Origin of the sequence: Pseudomonas sp. 13159349 (assembly GCF_013305685.1) — a bacterium.
GTDB lineage: Bacteria > Pseudomonadota > Gammaproteobacteria > Pseudomonadales > Pseudomonadaceae > Aquipseudomonas > Aquipseudomonas asiatica.
Genome location: NZ_CP045553.1, coordinates 1,426,367 through 1,441,414, shown reverse-complemented (window position 1 = coordinate 1,441,414; position 15,048 = coordinate 1,426,367). Strand labels below are relative to the sequence as shown.

General features: G+C 61.4%; 21 protein-coding genes. All 21 read right to left on the bottom strand.

What is annotated here, in order from left to right; all coding sequences use genetic code 11:
- Position 1: 1 nt before the first annotated feature.
- On the bottom strand, positions 2-607 hold the full coding sequence (locus GEV38_RS06775; RefSeq protein ID WP_173895684.1) for a hypothetical protein: 606 nt from the start codon (positions 605-607) through the stop codon (positions 2-4).
- Entirely contained in the window at positions 607-1,191 is a 585-nt protein-coding gene (locus tag GEV38_RS06770; protein ID WP_103462142.1) for a hypothetical protein, read from the bottom strand. The genes GEV38_RS06775 and GEV38_RS06770 overlap by 1 nt, the downstream gene beginning before the upstream one ends.
- A gap of 45 nt (positions 1,192-1,236) precedes the next feature.
- The gene (locus GEV38_RS06765) at positions 1,237-4,461 is read right to left on the bottom strand and encodes a phage tail tape measure protein (RefSeq protein ID WP_173895682.1); all 3,225 of its coding nucleotides are present in this window, start codon (positions 4,459-4,461) and stop codon (positions 1,237-1,239) included.
- 53 nt (positions 4,462-4,514) lie between these two features.
- The gene (locus GEV38_RS06760) at positions 4,515-5,150 is read right to left on the bottom strand and encodes a hypothetical protein (RefSeq protein ID WP_173895680.1); all 636 of its coding nucleotides are present in this window, start codon (positions 5,148-5,150) and stop codon (positions 4,515-4,517) included.
- A gap of 49 nt (positions 5,151-5,199) precedes the next feature.
- On the bottom strand, positions 5,200-5,409 hold the full coding sequence (locus GEV38_RS06755) for a hypothetical protein (protein WP_173896065.1): 210 nt from the start codon (positions 5,407-5,409) through the stop codon (positions 5,200-5,202).
- A gap of 41 nt (positions 5,410-5,450) precedes the next feature.
- A complete protein-coding gene (locus GEV38_RS06750; RefSeq protein ID WP_173895678.1) occupies positions 5,451-5,780 on the bottom strand; it encodes a hypothetical protein in 330 nt (109 codons plus the stop codon).
- 39 nt (positions 5,781-5,819) lie between these two features.
- Positions 5,820-6,320 (bottom strand): hypothetical protein, encoded by a 501-nt coding sequence (locus tag GEV38_RS06745; RefSeq protein ID WP_173895676.1) that lies wholly within the window; start codon positions 6,318-6,320, stop codon positions 5,820-5,822.
- A gap of 55 nt (positions 6,321-6,375) precedes the next feature.
- Positions 6,376-6,762, bottom strand: coding sequence for a DUF3168 domain-containing protein (locus GEV38_RS06740; protein ID WP_173895674.1), 387 nt, complete (start codon positions 6,760-6,762; stop codon positions 6,376-6,378).
- Complete coding sequence (locus GEV38_RS06735; protein WP_173895672.1) at positions 6,755-7,330, bottom strand: HK97-gp10 family putative phage morphogenesis protein; 576 nt, start codon at positions 7,328-7,330, stop codon at positions 6,755-6,757. Before GEV38_RS06735 ends, GEV38_RS06740 begins: the two co-directional genes overlap by 8 nt.
- 3 nt (positions 7,331-7,333) lie before the next feature.
- Complete coding sequence (locus tag GEV38_RS06730) at positions 7,334-7,510, bottom strand: hypothetical protein (RefSeq protein WP_173895670.1); 177 nt, start codon at positions 7,508-7,510, stop codon at positions 7,334-7,336.
- 8 nt (positions 7,511-7,518) lie between these two features.
- Positions 7,519-7,845, bottom strand: a complete 327-nt coding sequence (locus GEV38_RS06725) for a phage head closure protein (protein WP_173895668.1) — start codon at positions 7,843-7,845, stop codon at positions 7,519-7,521.
- The gene (locus tag GEV38_RS06720; protein ID WP_173895666.1) at positions 7,845-8,144 is read right to left on the bottom strand and encodes a head-tail connector protein; all 300 of its coding nucleotides are present in this window, start codon (positions 8,142-8,144) and stop codon (positions 7,845-7,847) included. The genes GEV38_RS06725 and GEV38_RS06720 overlap by 1 nt, the downstream gene beginning before the upstream one ends.
- Positions 8,144-8,362 (bottom strand): hypothetical protein, encoded by a 219-nt coding sequence (locus GEV38_RS06715; RefSeq protein WP_015271424.1) that lies wholly within the window; start codon positions 8,360-8,362, stop codon positions 8,144-8,146. Before GEV38_RS06715 ends, GEV38_RS06720 begins: the two co-directional genes overlap by 1 nt.
- Positions 8,363-8,411: 49 nt before the next feature.
- Positions 8,412-9,608: a phage major capsid protein gene (locus GEV38_RS06710; RefSeq protein ID WP_173895664.1), complete on the bottom strand. Its 1,197-nt coding sequence runs from the start codon at positions 9,606-9,608 to the stop codon at positions 8,412-8,414.
- Positions 9,605-10,246, bottom strand: a complete 642-nt coding sequence (locus tag GEV38_RS06705; protein ID WP_173895663.1) for an HK97 family phage prohead protease — start codon at positions 10,244-10,246, stop codon at positions 9,605-9,607. The genes GEV38_RS06710 and GEV38_RS06705 overlap by 4 nt, the downstream gene beginning before the upstream one ends.
- Positions 10,233-11,444 carry a phage portal protein gene (locus GEV38_RS06700; RefSeq protein WP_173895661.1) on the bottom strand — a complete coding sequence of 404 codons (1,212 nt, stop codon included), beginning with the start codon at positions 11,442-11,444 and terminating at the stop codon, positions 10,233-10,235. Before GEV38_RS06700 ends, GEV38_RS06705 begins: the two co-directional genes overlap by 14 nt.
- 2 nt (positions 11,445-11,446) lie before the next feature.
- Positions 11,447-13,135 carry a terminase large subunit gene (locus GEV38_RS06695; protein ID WP_173895659.1) on the bottom strand — a complete coding sequence of 563 codons (1,689 nt, stop codon included), beginning with the start codon at positions 13,133-13,135 and terminating at the stop codon, positions 11,447-11,449.
- The gene (locus GEV38_RS06690; protein WP_173895657.1) at positions 13,132-13,677 is read right to left on the bottom strand and encodes a terminase small subunit; all 546 of its coding nucleotides are present in this window, start codon (positions 13,675-13,677) and stop codon (positions 13,132-13,134) included. Before GEV38_RS06690 ends, GEV38_RS06695 begins: the two co-directional genes overlap by 4 nt.
- Positions 13,678-13,835: 158 nt before the next feature.
- Positions 13,836-14,174, bottom strand: a complete 339-nt coding sequence (locus tag GEV38_RS06685; protein WP_173895654.1) for an HNH endonuclease — start codon at positions 14,172-14,174, stop codon at positions 13,836-13,838.
- Positions 14,174-14,497 (bottom strand): phage holin, lambda family, encoded by a 324-nt coding sequence (locus GEV38_RS06680; protein ID WP_054892292.1) that lies wholly within the window; start codon positions 14,495-14,497, stop codon positions 14,174-14,176. Before GEV38_RS06680 ends, GEV38_RS06685 begins: the two co-directional genes overlap by 1 nt.
- Positions 14,498-14,696: 199 nt before the next feature.
- Positions 14,697-15,038 carry an antiterminator Q family protein gene (locus tag GEV38_RS06675; RefSeq protein WP_121757708.1) on the bottom strand — a complete coding sequence of 114 codons (342 nt, stop codon included), beginning with the start codon at positions 15,036-15,038 and terminating at the stop codon, positions 14,697-14,699.
- Positions 15,039-15,048: the final 10 nt, after the last annotated feature.

The following is a 15,048-nucleotide window of genomic DNA, read 5'->3' as shown; positions in this document are numbered from 1 at the left end:
GCTATGTCTCGTAGGTGAACTTTGGTGCGTCCTTGGAGGCGCCCCAGTAGATAGGCCAGTCGGCAATCTGGGCGATGGCGAAGAAGAAGCGGTCGTCCTGGCGGCGCGCCCTGTGGTTCTCGTCGGTCCAGCGCTCGGTACCGGTCCGGTTCCACTCGGCCATGCGGTCGATGAGGGGAACCGTGATGCTGTTGCCTTCCTCGCCGTTGCCCGCATAGGAGAACTTGGCGGCGTCCATGCGCCCGCTGAACAGGATATCGGCGGCATAGCTGCCGTCCTGGTCGAACACCACGAACATCAGCTTGCCGTTGCGCCCCCGACACCCCTTCAGCGAGGTTTCAGTGATGATCTGGGCGTCCAGGCCGTTGAGCGTGAGCTCCACGGACATGGGCGAGCCCGAGTTGCTGCTCTCCTGCGACTGTCCGACTGCGCCGAAGGTGCCGACACCCTGATAGGTGATGCCATCGATTACCAGGTCGCCGGTACCGGTATGCGCGAAGACCATCCCATCGGGGAAGTCCAGCTGGCAGGCGTATACCGCCATGAAATTGCCCTTGGCGATGATATCGACGACTGTCTGGCTGAAAGGAAAAACACCGGTGGCCATCAGAATGCCTCTCGAAATTGCAGAGTCGAGTTCGAAACCACCGGCTGGGTGGTCCATTCGTTGGTGTCATCCATGCGGCGCATCTCGCAGTAGGGATTCTTGTACTCCACTACACTGCCGACCGGGATCAGCTTTCGGATGCGCTTGTTCACCGCAATCACGGCTTTGCCAGCGGCGTCGGAGGATGCGTGCTCCACCACCTCGAACATCTCCCCGCTGATGGTGATGAGATCGCCGCGGCTGAATACCGGCCGGCTGGCCAGCATGCCTTGCAGCTGCATGACGCTGGCCTGGGCATTGGCGACTGCTACCGTCGGCGTGCCGATGTTGTCCACCCGCGCTCGGGTGAGGTACGGGATGTTTACCGTGCCGAACATCCCGTGCAGGCGGCCCAGCAGCGAGGTCAGTTCGCGTTCGTCCTCCTCATACAGAACGCCGAAATTCATGGTGCATTTCCAGTAGGAGCCAGGCTGAGCCACGATCTGCTGCGAATTTGACAGCGAAGAACTGAAGCCCCGGTTGTTGTAGACGACACCCCAGGTGACCTCAGTGGGCTCCAGGTCCTCGGGCCATTCCTCCGCCATTGGGTCACTCCAAAAAGAAAGCCCGCCGAAGCGGGCCGAGCATAGTTACCGCCGCTGCAGCATCTGCCGCCCGGCGCCGTTGGTTTTGAAGTCTCGCAACATGAGCTCGTAGCCATCCCGCGCCCCCTGCTCGGCGGCACGCCGAACATCGGCCAGGGTGGCAGCGTTGGCCTGCCCTGACACCTGGATGTGCTGGGTGATGCCGCCAAAGGTAATCGAGGACTCTCCGCCACCTCCGCCAGCGCCAGCGGCCATGACGCCAAGGGAGCCATCCGGTCCCCGGTGAAGCGGCAGAATTGCTTCAGGCCCGGCCTCAGCGAAGATGCCCGCCCCCTTGGCGAAGGCGAACATCTGCGGGCTGTCGTACACCCCGCCGGAATAGGCCGACAAGCTTGGCGAGTCGTAGACCCCGCCCTTTGCATTCGCGACGAACGAACCTTCGCTGAATCCGGTCATGGTGCCCTTCCCCAGCGCCGCCCCACCGCCGCCCAAGAAGCCGAACGCCGAACTGAGGAAGCCGGCAGCCGCCTGGCGCACCTGGATGCGAATCAGGTCCTCGATGATCGCGTCCGCGAAGTCCTTGAACGACGCCTTGCCGGTCTTGATGAACTGAACGATGCCGTCTTCGAGGTTGCTGAACGCATTGGTGAACAGCTCCTGCGTCTGGCCGGCTACATCGGCGGCGCTGTCGAGATAATTTTCCAGGGCTGCTGACGCGCCGTTACTCCAGTCGGCCTGGGCCGCGTCGATCTTGGCGAAGGTGTCCTCTTGGACCTGCACCAGCTTGGCGCCGTACTCTTGCCTCAAGGCAATCTGCTTTTCAAGCTCCTGACGCTGCTTTTCAGTGCTGGCTGTAGCCAACTCGTCTCGCAGCGCCAGGACCTTGTTGTTGTTTTCTTGCTCAAGCGCCAGCCGAGACTGAGCACGACTTGCCCGCTTGTCTCCCATTCCAATCGCAGCAGCGGCAGCGTCGCCCTGCTGCTGGGCGATCGCCAACTGACGCTCAAGATCGGCCTGGTACTTCATCGCCCGCGACAGGCCGGTCGAGGCCTGCACCGCACTATTGAATTGCTCGGCGAGCACACCAACAGCTTTGCCGTACTCTTCGGTGGTGATTTTCTTCTGCGCCAGCAGTAGATCAAGGTTCTTGGTCTGCTTCTGAAACTCATCGGACGCAGCGCCTACGGGGTCGTAAGCCTTTTTCAACTGCTGATAAGCGGTCTCTGCTTCCTTCAGTTGCTGATTCAGCTTCGTCTGCGCAGAGGTGGCGTCTTTCGTTTCCTGCTTGGCGCCCTGATTGGCCTTCTTCTGTGCCTCGATCGCGCTGGCCGCCGAAAGGATCGCCTGTCGGTCGGTCTCGGTGAGATCGGCGTTTTCGGCGATGTAGCGGTTGGCGATCTTCATCGCGTCGCCATTGTCCTGCAGGCCGGCCAACTGCTTCTGCAGCGTTTCCAGGTAGGTCTGACCCGCCGTGCTCATGCCGGCTTTCGCGGCGTTGTTGGCTGTGGTCGAAGCCGTGTTTCGGTCCGTCTCTCCTGTCAGCTCGGCGAGCTTGGTCTTCAGGTTTTGCAGCTCACCGCTTAGATCGGAGGCCTTGATCTGCCCCTTTTCGATAGCTTGGGCCATCGCCTCGGTTACGCCCGGGATGCCGCGCACCTGATCGGCGACAGCCTTCCAGTCCACAACCGCGCCCTTCGCAAAGTCGTTTGCGGCATCTCGCACCAAGTCGAGTGCTTTTTGGGCCTCCGCGGGCATGGGAGCCAGGCCGGTCATCAGGCCGTCGACGCCAGCGGCGCCTACGCCACGAAGATCGTTTTCGAACCGATCTGCAATCGACCCAGATACCTGCGACAGTTGGCTTTGCGCGTCCTCGATTTTGCCTTGCAGCTCGCGCAGCGCCACGGCCTGTGTCGCACTGTTCAGCTTGTTGAAGCGCTCGACCAGCTTGTCGAGCGGGTCGCTGAGATCGCCCAGCTTCTTTTCGAGCGAGTCCGAGTTGTCTCGCAGCAGCAGGAAACTCGCAGCGGCAGTACCGGCCAATACGGCAAGACCCGCTGGCCCACCTAGCGCAGCGAGAAGGCCGCCTCGGACGGTCGCCTGGGCCAAGTTGGCTTGAGCAATGGCCAGCGCCTCTGTTGAGGCGGTGAGCGCGGCCTGTTTTGGGATTAACTGGCTCTGGACCAGAGTCAAACGCTGCAGGCCTGTGGCGGCAGCCACAGAAGCCTGAGCTTGCTGCAGTTGCGCTTGAGCGAAAAGCCTTTGAGCATCAGCGGCGATTACAGCAGCCTCTGCACTTCTAACCGCAGCAGCCCGCTGAGTCAGCAGTGCTTTCACAGCGACGTAGGCTTTTGCCGCATATGTAGTGAGAGCTGCGGCCCCTGCGCCTCCCATTGCTACCGCTACCAGATCAACGTTATCCGCCAGCAGCACCAAAAACTTAGACAACCCTGCGACGGCACCGGTTTGCTCCTCCAGCTTGCCCAGGAAGGTGCCAGTGGCGTTGCTGATGTTGTTCAAGGCATCTTGAACACTTGTGGACATGTCCGCCGCTGCTTTGCGGTTGACCTCCACGGTTCGCAGTAGGCCGGTATTGATGTCATCGAGCGACAGTTTGCCCTGGACACCGAGCTTGCGGACCTCTTCGGCACTCTTGCCAGTGGCGGTGGCGATCGCGGTGACGATGGTCGGCATGGCGTCCTGAATGGATACCCAGCCATCGGCCTCAACCTTGCCGGTCTGCAGCGCCTTCGAATAGGCATCCAGCGCGGAGCCGGCCTTGTCGGCGGCCGCGGCGTTGGTCACCAGCAGGAAGCTGAAGCTGTCGGTGATGTCGAGCGTTTGCTGGGTGTTGAAGCCCAGGCTGCGCATGACATCGGCAGTGCGAATGTAGAGCTCCTGTGCTTCAGCCAGTGGGCGGTAGGTTTCCTGCGCGGTCTGCATCAGGTGCTCCTGCACCATCTGGTATTCGCCAGCGCTGCCCGCGGCAGCCTTCATGCGGTCCGACATCTGTCCGTAGGCGTCGACCTGCTTGATGATGCCCCCAATCAAGCCGGCTCCAGCGACCGCTGCAAAGGCCCCCCGCATGAGCGCTCCTGCGCCCTGAGCAGCTGCACCAGCTCGATCAAACGCGGAATCAACTGTTGCCAAGTTGCGATCAATTGCCTGACTAGTTTTGGAGACCAACTGATCGGCGCTCGCCAGCTCGCGCCGCAATTGCGCCGTAGTTGCCTCGATCTGGACGAGCATGCCTTGAACTTGTTGGTCGGCCATTTCTTCACCCCAAAAAAAGCCCGGCATCGGCCAGGCTAATAAACGCTGATTTATCAGTTAGGGTTGATGGTCACATCGCCCTTCCATTCAGCATCAAACGTACAAGCTGCACGCCATTTTGTCTTTGTGCCACCTATACCGTCTTCGTCGAACCCAAGAACGAGCCTCACGTTGCCATTCGGGGCTTTATAGTAGTTCGAATCCGATAACTCATGAAAATTCAACGAGCGGTTGGTTAGACGTTTATCATTCACTAAATCCTTGCACTTCTGAATCGCATCGGATCTTCCTATCGACTTATCGGAATTGGCTTTAACACCGCCCCCTTTAGCCAGATCAGCACTTGTGAGCTCGTATCGCTCGCCACCTTCGCAATCCACTATGAACTTTAATTCTTCGAGTGAGCTTTCACGACGCAAGAACAAAACATTTACAACATGCTTGCACTTTCTCGCGACTAGATGAGCGGCCTCATTCTTCTCCTTATTAACTCGCGGAATGGCATCCTTGAGCTTGCCGTATGTAGGATCTGATTTATCGCTGCCAATGACTATGGAATTATCCGGATAGTCCGCAAGGATCCACTCATCGATAATCCCTGTGGCTCCTGACGCATTATTTGAATCCGAGTCGCCAGCCCCGCAGCCCGCGAGGATGAGTAAAGCCCCAGCACAAATCCATTTACGCATGACAGTCTCCCCTTCAAAAACGCAAAGGGTATCAAAGTCGGCCAACTGATCAGTTAGCTTTTCTCCCAGTCAATGCCATCCTCAGCTTGTCGGCCACATTGGAAGCACTTGGCTTCTCCTTCGAGCCCTGCTTCTTTCCGGTACCGAACGGGTTGGTCATCTGCATCCACTCGATCCTGGCATCCATGGCCATGAACAGCTCAGGGAGCGGCGTAGACCAGGCCACATCCGGCGCCCAGCCCAGCCAGCCGGTGGCGATCCCATACAGCCGGTCGACGTAGCTGCCGTCTTCGACAGCGCTTACGCCGTCCCGGCTTGGTCGTTTCCCGGGTCACCGCCTCGCGGATTGTAGAGAGCGCCAAGATACCTGGTGACTGGCGGTGTCAGCCCGGCCACGCCTTCCTGCCAGACCTTCTCGGGCAGCGCTTCGGCAGCCTTCTCTTCCAGGCCAGCACCGGCGGCAATGATGAAGGCCACCGCATCCACGCCTACTGCATGCAGGGCTCCAGATGCGCCGCGCAGACCGCCGAAACGGCTCTCGATCGCCCTCACTGCCTTGAGGGTGGGTCGAAGTGTGAACTCCTCATCGCCCAGTTTTACGGTAACGGTACCGTGCAACGTATTGTTCATGGATCAGGTCCTATGTTGCCGGGGCCGAAGCCCCGGGTGTTAGGGGGTGACCGATGCCGGCAGCAGCTCGAGGATGTCCGAGTTGATGCCGATGGTGACATTGCGGCGGACCACGTTGTCAGCAGCACCAGGTGCCACGGTGTTGTTCATTACCTTCCCACGGAAGTAGAACGTGGTCGGATTGATCACCGGCGAGCCGTCTGGGTCACCGTCGTTGAGGGTGATTTTGATGTTGTAGTCACCCTTGCTGCGGTCCTTGTGCGCGGTCTTCACCGCGTTCTGTCCAGCATCGCCGTTATCCAGGCCCACGGTCAGGGTCAGGTCACCGGCGTCAGCGGTGCCCTTGTACTTGCGCACGCGACCGTCTTTCAGCGAGGTGAAGTTCACGCTGCTGAAGGTGTCACCGAACTCGCCCAGGTCCTCGATCTCGCCCACTTCGACGTAGGTGTCGGCCTTGTACTCGGTTTCGGTGTCCGCGCCGGTCTTGCCGCCGATGAAGAAGCGGCAGCCGGCGGCTGTGTTGAGGTTGTCGTCGGCCATGGGGGATCCTCCAAAGGCTCATTGGATAAAAGCCGCGGTGCGGCCGTTGGGTGGTTCAGTGGGTGGTAATCACGCGGACGGTAATCGAGCCCTGGTATGTGATGCCGTCGGCGTCGCGCTGGGCGTCGGCCTGCTCGACCCGGACGGAAACCGCGCGGCCCACCTCCAGCGGTAGACGGCGCTCGTCCAGGGCGGCGATGACCTCGCCGTTGATGCGCTTGACCTCAGCCTGTCCCACGGCCTCAGACCAGACCGACAGGTACAGCAGACGCGTTTCGCGCTTTCGGCCAGAGATCGGGCTGCTGTTGACCGAGACCTCCCGGTCGATCGACACGTACGGCATCGCCGCATTCAGCGGCGCACCGTCGTAGATCGGGCAGCTAACCTCGGCTTGAAGCCTGGCGAAGATAGCCTCCTGCAAGGCCAGCGATGGATCAGCCATTGCCTACCCCCTGGCTCGCCTTGCGCAGCGTGCGCCGGACAGCTTCCTGAAGGTCGGCCATCACGTATTCGCGGTTGACGTCCAGCGACGGCCGCAGCCACGGATGAGCTGGCCTAGCGGGTATGTCCGGGTACTTGCCGAAGAAGTGTTGCCCATCCGACTTGTTCTTGGTGTCGCGCTGACGGAGCGCATTGCGGCGCCCTTTCAGCTTCGACTTGTCGCGGTTGTTGGTGTGCACACCGCCAACCGCGTTGCGGTCGGCTCGCTGGTACATGCTGCCGGAATAGCCCTTCGTGCCGTACTCGAGGAACCGCAGGTAGAAGAATCGCCGATTGTCGCGCTTGCCCCTGATACCGACCTGGGCATCCAGGCCGCTGGGGGCGACGTAGACCCGCAGGGCCGCCGACGCAGCGCCAGTGTCCTTCGGGATCAGCTGCTGCTGAGTGGCCAGCACGCGCGCCGCCGCCTTGGCCATGGCGGGCTGCAGTTCGTTGTCCATCGTCTTGTGTATGTTGCGCAGCGTCCGGCGCAGCCGGATATCGCCGCGGATACTGGACCGGCGCGCCATGGCCTACTCCTTGGCCTGGGCGGCCTTCGCTGGCTTGTCGGGGGTGGCTTCGTCCTTGATTTCCACGGCATAGCCGCGGGCAATCAGCCCTTCGCCATAGGCCTTTTCGACGACGAAGATCTCGCCCTTCTCGCGCTCGCCAGAGGCGCCGGTCAGTGGCCCCAGTGCTTGAATTTTCATGGTTCACCTCATGGGTTGGGGACGCTGGAGCACAGCAGCCGCAGCATGTCCCGTTCGTTGTTGAGCAGCGGTGCCTCGACCCGGTAAGTCATGCCAGTGCGTTTCTCGGTCAGTCGCCAGCCAGCGACGATGTCCGAGCGCGGCCGGACGCGGATCTCGGCGCTGATCACCGCCTGCAACTGCTCAGCGACGGGCGAAACCCTGCCGGTCGGAGTGGTGATTTCAGCCCAAACCTCACCCACCTCCACCCAGGTTTCAGTGGCGCCGCCGGAGCGGTTCTGCTCGCGGTGGGGCTTGAAGATCCGACAACGGTGGCGCATAGGTCCGGCTTTCATCAGAATCGCTTCCTGTACCAGAGCAGCCTTTCGACTGCGAGAGGCATGGCGGTGGCGATGGTGCCCACGGCAACGGCCTCGCGGTTGGCGTACCAGTGGCCGACCAGCAATAGGACCGCCTGCTCGACATCGCTGGTCAACCCCATCTCCTCGGGCTCAACCGGGTCGGTCTCAACCAGCTTGCGGTCGCAGTGCTGCTCAACGTGGGCCTTGGCCGCCGCGACATAGCCGCCGATCAAGGCGTCTTCCTCATCGCCGTCGACCCGCAGGTGCATCTTCACGGTGGCCAGGTCGATCATCACTTGCTCTCTTTCGGCGCGGTAGGCTTGGTTTCCTTGGGTCTCACCGCCTTCGCCTTACCGTCGCTATCGACTTCTTCGGCTAACCCCTTGCCGATCAAGGCGTGAGCGTATTCGTCATCAGCCTCATCGAAGGTTTCACCGGCCTTGACCTTGTTCGAAGTTCCGCCTAACAGCGCCCCGTTGCCGACGAAACCCCACAGAATCTTGATTTTCATGCTGCCTCCAGAAATGAAGAGGCCGGCGATATGCCGGCCTTCGGTGGGGTTAGGCGGTCGGGAAGCGCCCTTTCACCAAGGCTTCCTTACGGCGCACGCCAAGGCCCAGGCGCTCCTCGACCAGCAGAGCACGTTCGTTCTTGATGAACTGATCGTTGATCAAGCCCATCTTGAACAGGAACGACATGCGGTCGAAAAGCGTGGTGGAACGAGCGAAGTTGGCGGTCAGGAACTCGCCACCGTTGGTGCCGTCGCCCTCGTCCATGCTGTCCGAGGTGATCACCGGGCGACCCCAGAGGATAGGGGTGACCAGACCTTGCAGGTTGGCGAACAGGTAACGGTTCTCGCCGTCCTTCTGCAGCTCGATATTCATCCAGTCCAGTTCAGTCATCACCACGCCATCAGCCGACATCTGCGACTGCTTGCGCACCTGATAGATGGATCGGCGGACCAGGTCGATGGCGGTGTCACCGGCCTTGCTGAGGGCAGTGTTGTAGTTGGTGGCCTGGGTCATCAGGCCATTGAGGTTCTCGCCGGTACCGTCGCCCTTGAGGATCTGAGCCTCCTCCTCGAGCTTGAGGTCGTAGCGCAGCAGCTGCTGGAGATACGCGAACAGCTGCGGGACGTCGTCCAGCGCTTCATCGGTGACCGGCATCCAGACCGCGATCTTCTTCACGCGATCGGTCTCGGTGGTGAAGGTTACGTTGCTGGTTGGTTTCAGCCCGCCCTCGGCGACCGGCGCGGCGCCACGGGTGTGCAGGTTTTCGCGGAAGTAGGTGTAGTTCTGCCCCGAGACCGGCACGGCGGTCAGCAGGTCGCGAATGCGCAGCTCTTGGCGGATACCCGGCTGAATCACCGGGTCGAACTGCGGTGCCACGATGCCGGCGCTGGTGACCTTCATTTCCTTCATGCTGGCCAGATCGGACTTGGTGACGTCGAGCTCAGCCAGGGCACCACCTTTTTTCAGAGACTTATAACCGTCGTCGCCCTGAATGAGGTCGACGAAGCTCTTACCCTCGCCGGGCTGGCCTCGCAGTTTGACGCCCTTCTGCTCCAGATCCACGACCTGGTCGATGACTTTCTGCAGTTCGCCCTTCTGGTCTTCGATCTGCTTTTTCAGGTCAGTCGTGACCTGGTTGCCCTTTTGGACCTCATCCATGGCCGCATCGTACTTCTTCTGCAGGCCGTCGAAGCCGGTCTTCAATTGCAGTTCCAGGGAATCCTTCAGTTCTTTCACTTCGCTCATGGCGACACTCCGAAATATTGGGTGAACAAGTTGGGAATTTCTTTCAGCTCATCCACGATCGCCGTGGCCTCGCTCCCGCCGTCACGGCGTAGCGCGGTGTAGCCGAGCGAAGCGACTGCTGCCGCCTCCTTCTGCGAGAGGCCCATGCGTTCGCGCAGGGCTTTCTCGAAAAGTCTGATGTCCGATTTGACGCTGAGCACCTGCGCCTCGGGGTTCATGCCGAACGGGACGAAGGAGGCTTCCCAGAGTTCAGCCTCCTTAATGAGGCGTACGCGCCGACCGGCGCGGTCCTCGAAATCTGCCTTGATGGTGTTGAAGCCGATCGACATGCTGTCGAGGATGTCGGCCTTCATTAGCTCGTAGGCGTCACGGGCATAGCTGACGTTGAGGTTGACCTGCCCTTTCAGCAGAAGGCCGTGATCGTCCTGGGTGTAATCGGCGGTGCCGACCAGGCGAGTCAGGTCGTGGTACAGGGCCAGCTTGAGTTGGCCCTTGCGGGTTGCCTTCACGCGGGTGAACGCGCCGGGGAGGATCACGTCGTCGCCTAGGTCAATGTTGTTGAACACTGCGGCGTAGCCTTCGAAATTGCCGGCTTCGTCCACGGCCTTGAGCTCGAACGGGCATTCAAGGTTCGCCATTTTTTTGTATCTCCCACCGGGTGACCCGGGCGTAGTCGCCGCCCAGCGGCGGGTAGTTTTCTTTTTCGCGGACCTCGTCAATCGACAACCACCCTGAGCCGCCAGAACCGCCCAAGGCGGCCTGGAAGTACGAGGCGCGGCCGGCGCTGTCAGCACGCAGCAGGCCCTCCACAACGAACTCAACAAAGCGTTGGCCGGATCCAAACAGCTTGTCGTTGAGCTCGTCCTCAACGGAATCGATGTAGGGCTTGAGGCCGAAGGTAATGAAGCCGGTGAGCTGCTGCTCTAGGTTCGAACCCATGATTGAGGTCTTGCCAGCGCGGTTGGCCAGCCACAGCGGCACACCGTAGATGCCCGCCAGGGCCTCCTCCTGAAACTGCTGCGACTCGATGAACTGGGCATCCTTCTGGCTGATCCCAGCCGGGACGATCTTGGGGTTGCCCTGGAGGATGGCCATCTTGCCGATGTCGTCGGCATCACCCTTCCGCACATCCGGGAACTTCGCCATGATCCTGGCCTGTTGTGCCTCGGTCAGGAACTGCTCGTAGATGACGTAGCCACCGGTAAAGCCGCCCTTGCGCATGAACCGCGCCGACCACTGCTGCCCAGCCTTGGCGAGCCCCATGGTCTCGGCCTGGTACTCGATGGGGGACAGACCGACGATGCCGTCCAGGCTGAACAACTTGAAGTGCAGCATGTACTCCGGCGACACCGGGAACGTCTCCCCCTCCTTTGGAGTGACCAGATAGGTAAGCTCCTCCTCGGTGTCGATCTTCACGGACCGGCCATCCAGCGGCACCAGTCCGATCGGGGTGCCGTGCACGTTGCGCTCGATCAAGGCGAACGCGTTGCCTCGCAGGGCCATGTTCACGACCACGAACTTCAGGAAGTTCAGCCTGGTCATGTACGGGTTGGGCTTGCGCAGCAACTTGAGCATCGGGTCGTTGCCGGCGACCAACGCCCGGCTGCCCTGCTTGTCCTCGTAAAGCTTAAGTGGCAAACCGCTCAGCGACTCAGAAAGGATCTTGACGCAGGACCAGACCATGCTGATCGACAGGGCCGTCTTGGCGGTGACTCTCACGCCCGCCTTGGTGCGCTTGCCACCGACCTCAAGGTCAACCTCGACATACTCGCCCGTCGCCGGGTCGGTATAGCCGAAGAAGCCCCAGGTCATGGGGTTGTACCATTTGAATGCCATGGTCAGCCTATAAGTCCGAAGAACCCGTTATCCAGGTAGTCAGCCATTCCGCCCTGCGCTTCAGGGTTGAGAGCCAGGAGCGTTACGGCATTAAACAGCGCCATCAGCGGGTCGATCTTTGCCGAACCGCTGGCCTGCTTGGTAATTAGGATTGCGTTGCCGCGAGGCTCGACACGGGCGTTGCCACAGCACCAGGCCATCATGGGCTGGCCGCCATGCCACAGGCAGCCCTCGGCCAGCTTCCGCTCAGCAGTCTTGATCGCGCCGCCCAGCGTGTAGCCCTGCTTCACGCCGCCGATCTTCTCTCGAGGAATACCGCGGGCCTCCAACGCGTCGAGAATGGCGCCGATGCCGACCGGGTCGAGACCTACCTGATCAAGCAGGCCGGCCTCCTCCACCTGGGCAACCAGCTCAGCGATCTGGTCGACGTCATCACCGATACGTTCCACCAGGGTCAGGTGTCCGTCGTTGGCGAAGTCGCGGATGCGCGGTGCCTCAGCTTTGCGCCGCTCCAGCACGGACGGGTGCGCCCAGGCGTGGGTCCAGGTCAGCCAGCGCCGGGTGTCCCGCTCACGCCCGACAGCGGCGAAGCCAAGCAAGTCATCTAGGCCGCCGCCGTCGATACCGATGTCGATCACCTCGCATCGCTCGAGCAGGTCGTTCAAGGTTCGGCAGTCGTCGGAGGCCTGCCGCTCCCAGTAGTCAGCGCCGGCCCAGCGATCCGACAGCAGGGCCAGGCCGATCTCGACGTTGAGGTGCTTGGCGAGGAAACCACGGAAAGACTCCTCGCCGTCCATCTGGGCTTGGGCATAGCCCCGCTCGATGAAAGGCTCATCCACCGACAGTCCCAGGTTGGGGTTGGTGATGTAGGCGTTGGCGAAGTCCCGGTGGGCGCCGGCATCGAGCATCGCTTTCGGGAACTCGTACAGCACCGGCAGGAACGACTTGTCGATGATCTCGCCGTCCCGCACCTTGCGGGCGTACATCAGCTTCTGCCGGAAGACACCGGCCGGGGGCGCATCGGACTGGGTAGTTGCCCAGATGATGAAGCCCTCAGGACGAGAGGCCAGGCCGCCAGTAGCTTCCCGCAACATCGCCTCGGCATTGGCACGCTTGCCGAACACCCACAGCTCATCCACGAAAACGCCGATCGCCTTCTTGCCCGACACCGTCTCGCTGTCGGCCGCCACCACCTTGAGCGTGGCGTTGGTCTGCCGGTGGGTGACGGTGCGCAAGTGGTCCTGAACCTTGAGGAGGGCGTCCAGCTCTTCGTCCGCCCGCACCATGTCGCGAATCGGGATGTAGGAGTTGTCGGCGATCTCCTTGGTCGGTGCCAGGATGATGAACTCGCCGGATGGTCGCCAGTTGAGGACCAAGGCGGTGAGCATGATGCCCGCCGCGATGGTGGACTTGCCGTTCTTCTTGCTGATCAGCAGCATGAACTCGCTGACCAGGCGCCGGCCCTCATCCGGGTCATAGGCGCCGAAGATGGCGGCTACGAACTGGTTCACCCAGTCGCGGACCGTCTCGCACATCAGCGGGCTGCCGGTGGCGTCGACCATTCGCAGGGCGCCGAACACGTCGAGCGCTTCCTCGGCTTCTGCCGGGAACAGCGGCTCGAACGGGATCAGGCTCTGGCGCGCAACGATGCGCTGCTCCCAGTCGGGGCATGCGGTTGTCCACTCCATCATTTGACGGCCCTCAGCGGACCACGACGCGCCCCGAACTTGCCGGTGGCGGCCTGCTCAGCTTTGGCCTGAGCCTGGTCCTTCTTGCCGCTTTCCCCTTTGCGAGGATGCACAAAGGGCATCAGAGCCTTGGCTGCATCGACACGCAGCTTCGGCTCTGAACCGGAATCGTTCATCACCGACAGGAGGAAGTCCTTCGGATCACGATGGAGAAGCGCCTGCATCAGGTCGAAACCGGCGGGCTCCGGCTCGGCTTGCTCGTCAGTCGCGGGCGAAGCCTCTATGTCTTGAGCAGCCTCTTTGGCGGGCTTCGAAGTAGGCGCGGCTTTAACATCTGCTTTAACATCGCCTTTAACATCTGGAGGCATCAGGCCCAGGGCGCGGAGCTTCAGCAACTCTGCCGCCACGTCCTTGTCCTTCACCAGCCGAGAGCCCGCCGCAGACGCTGTCTTCTCGGAATAGCCAGCCGCCACAGCTGCGTCTCGATTGGACGCACCTTCCCTCAGCGCTGCGATGAATGCGCGCTTGCGGGATGTTAAAGCCATTTAACAAAAATCCTGTGGGGGAAAAAAATCTGTACGTGGGGTCGGTGGCGGTCTAGCTAGATGCGAATCGCTATATTTTGACCTCCCCCCACCCTAGCGGCACGCCACTGACGTGCCTCGAAGGTGCCTCGGGCGACCGCGCGCCATTACGCTGACGGTCAGCCCATCAGGCCAGCAGCCTCCTCGGCCTGCTTGATCGAGTCGTGGCAGGGCTTGCAGAGCGGCTGCCAGTTAGCCTGATTCCAGAAGAGATCCTTGTCGCCTCGATGAGCCACGATGTGGTCAACGACGCTGGCCGCTGCCGTTCGTCCCTGCCGGGCGCAGTAAGCGCACAGCGGGTTGTCACGCAGGTATTGCTCTCGCGCCTTCTGCCACCGGTAGTCGTAGCCACGCTGGGAGCTGGTCATGCCGCTCCGCCAGCTGCCAGGTGTGACCACCTTGACCCGCGACCCTACGCTCTCCTTGATGCGTGAGCCGAGTGTCTTGAGCCTGGCCATCAGCCTTGAGCCTTTCGGGACAGGAACAAATCGGAGTAGCCGCGCAGCTTCTCCACACCCATGAAGCCAACAGCACCACCGGCGAAGGTGGCCATGCCCTGAGGCAGTCCCATCCATTCGAGTAGCGGCACCAAGGCCAGGGTAATGAGGCCGCAGAGCGCGCCCTCCAAGATCATTTGGCGCCGGGTTCCGCCGCCGTACACAACCCGGAGCGCAGCGATCGCGACTGACAGGCCAGCGGCGTACAGCTGAGGCTGGTGAGCCAGCACCCAGGCGAGCACAGCGGCCCACAGGCCAGGATCCTTCTCGGGCATGTTCGGCATCTCGGTTCCTCCCTTTTGGGGAGCGGAATAGGTTCGGCCCCAACAGCACTCCCAGCTCGGGGCGATGGGTGTGGTGGAGCCGAAAACGAAAAAGCCCCGGCAAATGCCGAGGCTCTAAGGAGGCTGCTGGTGATGGCGAGTTTGCTCTCGCGCACCTACCGCAAAGTAACACGAAAGATACGGGTGAGGACCGGGGATGTCAAGCCGCCTCGCGACGAATATCGAGAGCACCATCAATCCACGCCACACCAGCCTTCCACAGCTGCCGGGTCTTCTCCTCGCCAAAGCCCAGCTTCTTGCCTACATCCCTAAGCGCTGCGTCGCGGGCCGTGTAGTACTTGATGATGACCTGGCCGCATTCTGGGTAGCGCTTGCGCAGGCGCCCAACCAGACGATCAATGAACAACGCGTCGTCGTCCGTGATCATCGGATCAAGAATGGTGTTTTCCCGCGAGGCGCAGCAAGACACGCCTGAGCCCAGCACCACCCAGCGCCCCCAGTGCTCCAGCAGTTCCTCGGCCGTTCTTTCTACGTTGCTCATGTCCTTCCCC